The 10,166-nt window shown below is 72.2% G+C and carries 7 protein-coding genes and 1 pseudogene; 1 reads left to right on the top strand and 7 read right to left on the bottom strand.

The window, feature by feature from the left end; genetic code table 11:
* From RIM90_RS27765 to RIM90_RS27775, 3 genes and pseudogenes are all read right to left on the bottom strand, one after another.
* Window positions 1–624 (bottom strand): annotated as a pseudogene (locus tag RIM90_RS27765) (ribonuclease E/G); the annotation flags it as partial.
* Between the two features lie 260 nt (window positions 625–884).
* Window positions 885–1,661: a TIGR03936 family radical SAM-associated protein gene (locus RIM90_RS27770; protein WP_309063500.1), complete on the bottom strand. Its 777-nt coding sequence runs from the start codon at window positions 1,659–1,661 to the stop codon at window positions 885–887.
* A 48-nt stretch (window positions 1,662–1,709) separates the two neighbouring features.
* Window positions 1,710–2,801 (bottom strand): hypothetical protein, encoded by a 1,092-nt coding sequence (locus RIM90_RS27775; protein ID WP_309063501.1) that lies wholly within the window; start codon window positions 2,799–2,801, stop codon window positions 1,710–1,712.
* Window positions 2,802–3,294: 493 nt separating this feature from the next.
* On the opposite strand from RIM90_RS27775, the gene RIM90_RS27780 reads away from it, so the two are divergent.
* Window positions 3,295–4,179 carry a hypothetical protein gene (locus tag RIM90_RS27780; protein WP_309063502.1) on the top strand — a complete coding sequence of 295 codons (885 nt, stop codon included), beginning with the start codon at window positions 3,295–3,297 and terminating at the stop codon, window positions 4,177–4,179.
* 55 nt (window positions 4,180–4,234) lie between these two features.
* Here the strand turns inward: RIM90_RS27780 and RIM90_RS27785 are convergent, their stop codons facing one another.
* The 4 genes from RIM90_RS27785 to RIM90_RS27800 form a co-directional block, all read right to left on the bottom strand.
* Window positions 4,235–6,196, bottom strand: coding sequence for a TIGR03960 family B12-binding radical SAM protein (locus tag RIM90_RS27785; RefSeq protein WP_309063503.1), 1,962 nt, complete (start codon window positions 6,194–6,196; stop codon window positions 4,235–4,237).
* A 92-nt stretch (window positions 6,197–6,288) separates the two neighbouring features.
* Entirely contained in the window at window positions 6,289–7,878 is a 1,590-nt protein-coding gene (locus RIM90_RS27790; protein WP_309063504.1) for a CYTH and CHAD domain-containing protein, read from the bottom strand.
* A gap of 66 nt (window positions 7,879–7,944) precedes the next feature.
* Entirely contained in the window at window positions 7,945–9,147 is a 1,203-nt protein-coding gene (gene rodA, locus RIM90_RS27795; protein ID WP_309063505.1) for a rod shape-determining protein RodA, read from the bottom strand.
* Window positions 9,144–10,166 (bottom strand): penicillin-binding transpeptidase domain-containing protein (locus RIM90_RS27800; RefSeq protein WP_309063506.1); only part of this gene is annotated, 1,023 nt, incomplete at its 5' end. The genes RIM90_RS27800 and rodA, both read right to left, overlap by 4 nt.

Below are 10,166 nucleotides of genomic sequence, written 5' to 3' on the forward strand. Positions count from 1 at the left end.
GGTCTCGGCGGCGGTCTCGGCAGCCGCGGGTGCCTCGGAGACCTCGGCGGTCTGCGCGGACGCCGCCGGCTCCGGCGCCCCGGTGCCCTCCGTCTTCCCGGTGGTGGTCGCCGTCGGCGAGGTCACGCTGCGCGTCGCACGACGGCGGGTGCGCCGGGGAGCGGCGTCCTCGGAGGTGCCGGAGGAGACGGCGGCCTGCCCGGGAGCCTCGGAGGAGGCGGTGGCCTCAGGGTCCTCGGGTGCGGACGGAGCCGCCGTCGTCACGGTCGCCGGTACGACGGTCTCGGCGGCTTCCGCCGGCGCCGGTGCCCCGGCGGGCGCGGCCGCACGGCGGACGACACGGCGACGCCGCGGAGCGGCGGGCGCGGCCTCGGCCGTCGCGGTGGCCTCCCGGGCCTCTTCCCTGGTTTCCTTCTCGGCCCCGGTCCCGGCGCTCTCCTGCTCCACGAGCCCGGCGGGATCCGCGGCCGGTATGGCCGGCGTGACGGTCTCGGCCGTCGTCCCGGCCGTCGCGGCGGGCGGGCCCGCCGGCCGGGACGCGGCACGGCGGCGCCGGCGCGGCGGCAGGGTGTCGCTGGGGGTGTTCGGTTCGGAGCCCTTGGTGGGCTCGGTCGATTCGAGCATGCGGGCGTTTCTCCCGTCAGGCTCCCGGGCGCCGCACCCGGTCCGGCGATGCCGGTGACGTCCGCGGCTCGCGCGGTGCGCGGTTGCCGCCGTCCGGGGCGCGGGCGCCGCTCGGGAGCTCTCTGTGTCCTGTCTCGCCGGTTCCGTACGCCGAATGCGTACGGCCTGGCGAAAGTCTTCTGGTCGGTGCGCTGCCCGACCCAGGTGGCTCCCGAGTTCGAGGGCGGCGCTACGACGTCCGTCCCTACGCGGGACCTTCCTTACGCCGGCGCCGTCGCGGCGGCAGTGGCGGCGGCCGGATGCGGCACGGTCGCTGCTGCCTCGCGGTCGGGCGCGAGCGGGTCGGTCACCGTGCCGGTCTCTTCATCGAACAGCCCCTGCGCCAGCCTGGTCACCGCTGCGGGGACCGGCGGCGCCAGGTCGGCCACGGCGCGGAGACCGGACAGGACGTCGTCGGGTCGTACGGCAGGCGTCACGTGCCGAACAACCAGCCGCAGTATCGCACAGGGGTGGTCGCTCGGCCTATCAGCCTGCGAAGAGTGCGTTTTTGCGCTCTCCAGGCCCACGACCGCGGAGCGGGCGTCGAAGGTGCGGACGCCGTTCTTGGTCCGGCGCTGCACCTCCACGGTCTCGGCCGCGTTGAAGGCGTCCACCGCCCGGCGGGCGTCCTCCGGGGCGACACCGTCCAGCCGCAGCTCCCACACGGAGGCCGTGAGCCGGTCGGCGAGCCCCGACGTACGGGCCTCGACCGCCTCGACGATGTCGAGCCCGGCGGGCAGCGACTCGTCGAGCAGGGCCCGGAGCCGCTCGGGGTCACGCGGCTCGGTGAGCGCGATCTCCAGGTATTCCGCCTCGCTGCCCGTGCCGGTGGGTGCGGCATTGGCGTACGACACCTTCGGGTGCGGCGTGAACCCCGCCGAGTAAGCCATCGGCACCTCGGCACGGCGCAGCGCACGCTCGAAGGCGCGCTGGAAGTCACGGTGGCTGGTGAACCGGAGGCGGCCGCGCTTGGTGTAGCGCAGTCGGATGCGCTGCACCGCGGGTGCGGGCGGCGGGCCTTCGGGCTGTCGCTTGCCCAGTGTCGTTCAGTCCTTCGTGAGAGCGGTCGTCCTGCTACCAAGAGTACGTGTCTCCCGGCCGGTAGGTTCCCGGCGGTCCGCGAGCACGGGTTCCGCGGGTTTCCCGAGCAGCATCCGGCGGAAGTCGGCACGGGCCTGCCGGACCGACACGCGGGCCGCGGCGAGGACCTGCCGGGCGGCCCGGCCCGCACCGCGGGCGGCCTCGGCGGCGGGCCGCAGCACGGCGTCGCGCACGACGTGCCCCACCGGCGTCAGCACACTCCGGTACACCCGTCGCACCGGCTCCACGAAGACCCACCGGAAAAGGGTCCCCAGGAACCGCCCGACGGCCGACGAGACGCGCCCGGCGACGCGCCAGGCGTGCCCGAGGGCGTCCCCGACCTCCCGCCCGGCGACGGCGAGGACGCGGCCGACGGGCACGAGGACCCAGCGCCACACGGCGAGCGCGGGCAGCACGAACAGGATCCGGGTGATCCAGTACAGCCCCGTGCCGACACCGGTGACGATCATGGTCACCAGCCGCACGAGCCCCTTCACGCACCGGGCGGCGGCATGCCCGACCGGCGTGAGGACCCAGGTGTACAGCCACACCGACGGCACGACGACGAGATACCGCGTCAGCCAGGCCAGGCCCGCGTACGCCCCGGCCCCGATCGCGGCGAGCACGGCACCCACTCCCCTGAGCGCCCACACGACCGCGTGCCCGACGGGCGTCAGGACACGCGCGTACACCCACAGGAGGGCATGACCGACGGGAGTCAGCACATGGCGGTACAGCCCCACGGCGGGAAGGACCACCAGCACCTTCCCGAGCCGGGTCAGCGCCGTGCCGAGCGGCACGAGGACGTACCGCCACAGGCCCACGAACGGCCACACGAACACCGCCCGTCCGACCCACAGCGACGCCCGCCCGAGCGGCCGGAACACGGTGTCGTTCAGGAACCGGCCGGCGACGACGAGCGCGTCCCACGCCATGCGCACCGGCACGACCAGGACGAGCACCACGATCCGCACCGGCATGCGGATCGCCACGACCAGGCACCCCTCGCCCCGGGGCGCCTCTCCCCGTGCCGCGGGAGCCGACTTCTCCAGATCCATACCGGTGTAGACGCCGGAACGACCCGTTCGGATCCCGTGCCCACAGGCTTGTGCGCTTCATACGCTAAAACGCCCGCCGAAAAAATGAATTCCACGGGTTCACCGTGTTCGGCCAGGCTTATATAAAATAATTTTCCCTACGGCCGTTCACTCATTTGCCGCGCATCCAAGTGAAAAGACTCACCGTTAGTCGCTACATGACGAAGGCAAGCACGCCCGGGCCGCTCGTGCCCGACGGGGGGCCGAGCGGCCCGACTGCTGCCCACGAACCGCCCGTGGGCCCCTCCCTCCACACCCCGGCCCCGGCACACCCCTCGCCCGGGACCGGGGGCACGCCCGGCAGAAACGGCGTTCCTGTCGTACCGCACGTCACCGAACCGATCCTGACGAACTTTTTCGCCGTGGTTCAGCGCTTGGAGTCCGACCTGGCCGGCCGCTGGGTCGCACCGGCCGACGACCGCTCCGCACGCCGGCCCGATGAATCCCTCGCGACATGAATGACGAACACTTCGACCACCTCTGGTACAGCCCCGACTTCCCCGCCCGGAACAACGAGGGACCGGGCACCGGCCGGCACCGGGCCTCGGCCGTCTACGCGGAGCCCATGGAACCACCGGTCCCGCCCTGGGACCCGGCCGAAGAACTCGCCTACCTGCTCCAGGAAGCCCGCGGCGACGAATACGGCAGAACCACGCCGCCCCCTCGCGAGGAGGCGTCGGTCACCGCTCCCCCCGTCGGCAGCCCCATGGGCAACCTGCAGGAGATCACCGCCGAGCTGCCGCCCCTGCGCACCGCCCCCCGCGGCCACCGGAAGCTCACCCCGCGCAGGCGTCCCGACGCCGTGCGACTCGCCAGCTACGTCATCGCCGCACTGGCCGCGGTCACCGTGTCGATGGTGAGCGTCTTCAGCGGTGTGGTCACCTACGAACCGCTGCTCCTCGTCACCACGGCGCACAGCAGCGGCAGTTCATCGGCCTGGTGGCCCGTGCTCGTGTACGGCCCCTGGCTGGCCGGATCCCTGTCCGTCCTCCGCGCGGCACTGCACCAACGGCGCGCCCTGCACTCGTGGTTCGTCGTCCTGCTGTTCTCGTCCGTCGCGGTCCTGCTCTGTGTCGCCCAGGCGCCCCGCACGATCACCGACACCGCCGCCGCCGCGCTCCCGGGGGTCGCCGCGCTCGCCTGCTTCCAGCAACTCGTCCGGCAGATCACCCTGACCCGGCCACCCCGCCGGGCCGCTCCCCGCCACCGGCTGCGGCCCGCCGCGGATCACCCCGCGCCGCTCACCGCTCCCGGCGACCAGGAGCGCTTCCGGGCCCCGGGCCACTCCTACCGGCACGACGTACCGCCCGACCGGCACGCCGGGCAGCGCCTCCCGTAGACACCGGCTCCCGCTGCCGGCGGCACGTCGTGCCGCCGGCAGCGGAGGACCTCCCTCAGCGGCCTCCGCCTGCGGCGGGGGCCGCGTTCTTGACCGTCAGCGGCAGCAGCTTCTTCCCGGTCGGGCCGATCTGGATGGAGGTGTCCATCTGCGGGCACACCCCGCAGTCGAAGCACGGGGTCCAGCGGCAGTCCTCGACCTCCGTCTCGTCGAGGGCGTCCTGCCAGTCCTCCCAGAGCCAGTCCTTGTCCAGGCCGGAGTCGAGGTGGTCCCAGGGCAGGACCTCCTCGTAGGTGCGCTCGCGGGTGGTGTACCAGTCGACGTCGACGCCGAAGGGGGCCAGCGCCTTGTCCGCGCAGTTCATCCAGCGGTCGTAGGAGAAGTGCTCGCGCCAGCCGTCGAAGCGGCCGCCGTCCTCGTAGACCGCGCGGATGACCGCGCCGACGCGGCGGTCACCGCGGGAGAGCAGGCCCTCGACGATGCCGGGCTTGCCGTCGTGGTAGCGGAAGCCGATGGAGCGGCCGTACTTCTTGTCGCCGCGGATCTTGTCCCGGAGCTTGGCGAGACGCTCGTCCGTCTCCTCGGCGGAGAGCTGCGGGGCCCACTGGAAGGGGGTGTGCGGCTTGGGGACGAAGCCGCCGATGGAGACCGTGCAGCGGATGTCGTTGGAGCCGGAGACCTCGCGGCCCTTCTGGATCACACGGGTGGCCATGTCGGCGATCTGGAGGACGTCGTCGTCGGTCTCGGTGGGCAGGCCGCACATGAAGTACAGCTTCACCTGGCGCCAGCCGTTGCCGTAGGCCGTGGCGACGGTCCGGATGAGGTCGTCCTCGGAGACCATCTTGTTGATGACCTTGCGGATGCGCTCCGAGCCGCCCTCCGGCGCGAAGGTCAGGCCCGATCGGCGGCCGTTGCGGGTCAGCTCGTTCGCCAGGTCGATGTTGAAGGCGTCGACGCGGGTCGAGGGGAGCGAGAGGCCGATCTTGTCGTCCTCGTAGCGGTCCGCGAGGCCCTTGGCGATGTCGCCGATCTCCGAGTGGTCCGCGGAGGAGAGGGAGAGCAGGCCCACCTCTTCGAAGCCCGTCGCCTTCAGGCCCTTGTCGACCATCTCGCCGATGCCGGTGATCGAGCGCTCGCGGACGGGACGGGTGATCATGCCCGCCTGGCAGAAGCGGCAGCCGCGGGTGCAGCCGCGGAAGATCTCCACCGACATGCGCTCGTGGACCGTCTCGGCGAGCGGGACGAGGGGCTGCTTGGGGTAGGGCCACTCGTCGAGGTCCATCACCGTGTGCTTGGAGACGCGCCACGGGACGCCCGACCTGTTCGGTACGACACGGGCGATGCGGCCGTCGGGGAGGTACTCGACGTCGTAGAAGCCGGGGACGTACACCCCGCCGGTCTTCGCCAGGCGGAAGAGGAGTTCCTCGCGGCCGCCGGGGCGGCCCTCCTCCTTCCAGGCGCGGATGATCCGGGTGACCTCGAGGACCGCCTGCTCGCCGTCGCCGATGACGGCGCAGTCGATGAAGTCGGCGATCGGCTCGGGGTTGAACGCCGCGTGGCCGCCGGCCATGACGATCGGGTCGTCGAGGCCGCGGTCCTTGGCCTCCAGCGGGATGCCGGACAGGTCCAGGGCGGTGAGCATGTTGGTGTAGCCGAGCTCGGTGGAGAAGCTCAGGCCGAGGACGTCGAAGGCCTTCACCGGGCGGTGGCTGTCGACCGTGAACTGCGGGACGTGGTGCTCCCGCATCAGCGCCTCGAGGTCCGGCCAGACGCTGTAGGTGCGCTCGGCGAGGACGCCGTCCTGTTCGTTGAGGACCTCGTAGAGGATCATGACGCCCTGGTTGGGCAGTCCGACCTCGTAGGCGTCGGGGTACATGAGCGCCCAGCGGACGTCGCAGGAGTCCCAGTCCTTGACCGTGGAGTTGAGCTCTCCGCCGACGTACTGGATCGGCTTCTGCACATGCGGGAGCAGAGCTTCGAGCTGCGGGAACACAGACTCGGCGGCTTCGGCAGGCATCTCGCGAACCTTCGTGTGGTGACTGGGGGTCCCCCCGGCCGAAGGCTGGGGGCGGGTGACCACCCAGCCTAACGCGGCCGGAGGGGTTCCCCCTACGCCGTCCAGGACCGGAGGTCCTTGCCGATCGACGTCCAGGTCTCCGGGAGCGCCGCCTCGGCGGCCCGCGCGCGGCACTCCTCGCGGCCGTACAGGATGCCGTAGGTGAAGGTGTTCTCCCCCGCCGCGTGGGCGACGGCGGCCAGCTCGCGCAGGATCCGGCGGGCCATGACGCTGTCCTGGTGGTCGCCGAGCAGGCCCTGGAGCGACTTCATGGACGCGACCAGGGTCTTCGCCGGGCCACCGAGTGCCGGGACGGCGGCCTCGGCGGCGTACCGGGTGCGCTTGGTCTTCTTGCGGGCCTCGTGCAGGGCGGTGTCGCGGTCGTCACCGGGCGGGAGGCCGAGGGCTTCGGTGACCAGGCCGGACAGCTTGTCGATGTCCTTGCGCACGGCCTTGGCGAGCACCTTGTCCGGCTTGGCGGCGGCTTTCCTGCGCAGTGGCGGGTCGGCCAGCAGGGCGTCCAGGGTGTCGAGGAGCGTGAGGTGGCGGCGGGAGTCGAGGATGCCGGTGAGGTGGCCGTGGGCTCCGCCGTGGCGGGCCCGGGACCAGGCGGTCAGGCGGTCGCCGACCGGGCCGGAGACGAGGGCGGCGGGCAGGTCGTCCAGGGCCGCTCCCAGGCGCGCGGCGAGCACTTCCTGGTCGCGGTCCAGGCCCAGCTCGCGGGCGAGCCATTTCAGGTCGGCGGCGACCGGGTCGGTGACCTCGCGGTCGAGGACGGAGCGGTAGGAGCGGAAGGTGCTGCGCAGGCGGCGGGTGGCGACCCTCATGCGGTGCACGGAGTCGGGTACGTCCTGGCGTACTGCGGGATCGAGCTCGACGAGTGCGTCGCGCTGGGCGCGGACGTAGGCGAGGACGTGGTCGCCCGCGGTGACGGGTCTGCCCACCGCCCGGGGCCTGCGCTTCTGCCGGGGTGCCGCCGCCGGTGCCGGGGCCGGGGCGGGCGACGCCCCCTCGGGCCGGGTGGCCGCCGCGTCCGGTGCCGTCTCCGCCAGGGCCCGGGCCAGCTTCGACGCGGACGTCGAGGGCCGTACGCCCGCCTTGCGGAGCTTCTTCTCCACCTTGTCGAGGAAGGCGGGGTCGCCGTCGTCGGCGAGTTCGACCTCGATCTCGGTCCACCGGGCCGTGCCGCCGCCGGCGGTGAGGCGTTCGGCGTGCACGGTGTCGACGCTGACCTCGGCGAGGAGCCGGCCGGTGTGGTCGAGGAGGTGGCGTACGTCGCGGTCGGAGCGCAGCCGGACCACGGGGCGCAGCGGGCGCTCGCGGACGCGGGAGCGGACGAGGCGGGCGAGGCTCTCGGGGAGGTCGTCGGAGAGCGGGGCGCGGACCTCGTCCCGTACCCCGGCGGCGACGGGGAACTTGAGGTGCCAGCCGGCGTCGGAGCCGCCGGTGCGGCGGCGCAGGGTGAGGGAGGCGGCGGCCAGGCGTTCGTCGGCGGTGTCGTAGTAGGTGGCGTCGAGGTGGGCGACGCCCTTGTCCTGGACGGACGCGACGCCGGGGACGCCGGTCAGGTCGGGCAGGTCGGTCTCCCCCGACTTGTGCTCGTACTCGTACTTTCGCTCGATCTCGCGCTTGGTGTCCGCCATGACCTGAATCTAGTCGGCCCGGGGGCGGAGCGGCAGAGGGCCGCTCCGCACCGGTCGTGCGGACGGTTACGCGGACATGGGGCGCTGCACCCGGATGGACTGCAGCAGGCCGACCGCCAGCCATACGGCGAACATCGACGAGCCGCCGTAGGACACGAACGGCAGGGGGAGGCCGGTGACGGGCATGATGCCGAGGGTCATGCCGATGTTCTCGAAGGACTGGAAGGCGAACCAGGCGACGATGCCGGCGGCGACGATGGTGCCGTAGAGGTCGGTGGTGTCGCGGGCGATGCGGCAGGCGCGCCAGAGGATGACGCCGAGCAGGGCGATGATCAGTGCGCCGCCGACGAAGCCGAGTTCCTCGCCGGCGACGGTGAAGACGAAGTCGGTCTGCTGCTCGGGGACGAACTGGCCGGTGGTCTGTGAGCCCTGGAAGAGCCCGGAGCCGGTGAGGCCGCCGGAGCCGATGGCGATGCGGGCCTGGTTGGTGTTGTAGCCGACGCCGGCGGGGTCGAGTTCGGGGTTGGCGAAGGCGGCGAAGCGGTTGATCTGGTACTCGTCGAGCACGCCGAGCTGCCAGACGGTGACCGCGCCGATCGCTCCGGCGCCGAGGAGGCCGAAGACCCACCGGTTGGAGGCGCCGGAGGCGAGGAGCACGCCGAGCACGATGATGACCATGACCATGACCGAGCCGAGGTCGGGCATGAGCATCACGATCAGCATGGGGACGACGGCCAGGCCGAGTGCCTGGAGGACCGTGCGGTGGTCGGGGTAGGGCTTGTCGCCCGCGTCGACCCGGGCGGCGAGCAGCATCGCCATGCCCAGGATGATCGTGACCTTCACGAACTCCGAGGGCTGGAGCGAGAAGCCGCCGCCGAGCTTGATCCAGGAGTGGGCGCCGTTGATGGTGGAGCCCAGTGGGGTGAGCACCAGCAGGACCAGGAAGACCGAGGCTCCGTACAGGAGGGGTACGGCCGTGCGCAGGGTGCGGTGGCCGAGCCAGATCGTGCCGATCATCAGGGCCAGCCCGATGCCGGTGTTGAGCCAGTGGCGGACCAGGAAGTAGTACGGGTCGCCCTGGTTGAGTTCGGTGCGGTTGCGGGTGGCCGAGTAGACCAGGAGCGAGCCGAGCAGGGACAGCGCGAGTGCCGACAGCAGTATCGGCCAGTCGAGGCGCCGGGCGAGGGAGTCGCGGGCGAAGACCCGTGTCCAGCCGGCCCTCTCGGGACCGTACCCGGAGACATGGAAGCTGTTCACGCCGCCGGTCATGCCGCTGTCCTCCGGGTCCCGGTGCCCCGCCGGTGGCGTCCGTGGCAGCCCGTGCGTCCGTCGCCCCGGCGCGGTCCGTCACCCGGGCGTCCGTCACCCCGGTGGCCGTCGCCCGGTCGTCGGTCGCCGCCCCGGCGTCGGTCGCCGCGGCGGGTGGCGCGGTTGCCGGCCTCCGGTGAGGGGATCGTGGCGGCCTGCTGCTGGTCGGCGGGCGCGTTGCCGCCGTCCTGCGGGGTGGCCTGGGCGTCCGGTGAGGCGGTCGGCCGGTCCTTGGCGGGGTCCTTGGAGATCTTCGGGGACTTGATGGTGCCGTCCGTCCTGACCTTCGGGAGGGTCTTCTGGGGGGTGGGCAGCAGCGCCTTCTTCCTGTCGATCGAGCCGTCCTCGGCGATGCCGTACAGCGCGTTGTAGATGTTGCGCACGGCGGGGCCCGAGGCGCCGGAGCCGGTACCACCCTGGGAGATCGTCATGACGATCGAGTAGTCCTCGGTGTAGGTGGCGAACCAGGAGGTGGTCTGCTTGCCGTAGACCTCGGCGGTACCGGTCTTGGCGTGCATCGGGATCTCGTCCTGCGGCCAGCCCTCGAATCGCCAGGCGGCCGTACCGCGGGTGGCGACTCCCTCGAGGGCTGCGTCTATCTCGTTGAGGGTCTTCTTCGTCAGCGGCAGCTTGCCGTGCGCCCGGGGCTCGATCTCCGTGACCGTCTTCCCGTCGGGACTGATGACGGCCTTGCCGACGGTGGGGTCGTACATGGTGCCGCCGTTGGAGAGGGCCGCGTAGACGGTGGCCATCTGGATGGGGGTGACGAGGGTGTCGCCCTGGCCGATGGAGTAGTTGACGGAGTCACCGGCGCGCAGCCGGTTGCCTTCGAGGCAGTTCTCGTAGGCGATGCGCTCGGCGTAGCTGCCGTCCTTCTTGCCGGTCTTGCACCAGGCGTCCTTGTTGGCCTTCCAGTAGTCCAGCTTCCACTGGCGGTCGGGGACGCGGCCGGTGACCTCGTTGGGCAGGTCGATGCCGGT

It is taken from the genome of Streptomyces sp. (genome assembly GCF_031181555.1).
Classification (GTDB): Bacteria; Actinomycetota; Actinomycetes; order Streptomycetales; family Streptomycetaceae; genus Streptomyces; species Streptomyces fimbriatus.

Bases quoted from the DNA above. Each gene is read 5' to 3' on its own strand.
- RIM90_RS27775 (WP_309063501.1), bottom strand. From the start codon at position 2,801: ATGGATCTGGAGAAGTCGGCTCCCGCGGCACGGGGAGAGGCGCCCCGG.
- RIM90_RS27780 (WP_309063502.1), top strand. From the start codon at position 3,295: ATGAATGACGAACACTTCGACCACCTCTGGTACAGCCCCGACTTCCCC.
- RIM90_RS27785 (WP_309063503.1), bottom strand. From the start codon at position 6,196: ATGCCTGCCGAAGCCGCCGAGTCTGTGTTCCCGCAGCTCGAAGCTCTG.
- RIM90_RS27790 (WP_309063504.1), bottom strand. From the start codon at position 7,878: ATGGCGGACACCAAGCGCGAGATCGAGCGAAAGTACGAGTACGAGCAC.
- rodA (WP_309063505.1), bottom strand. From the start codon at position 9,147: ATGACCGGCGGCGTGAACAGCTTCCATGTCTCCGGGTACGGTCCCGAG.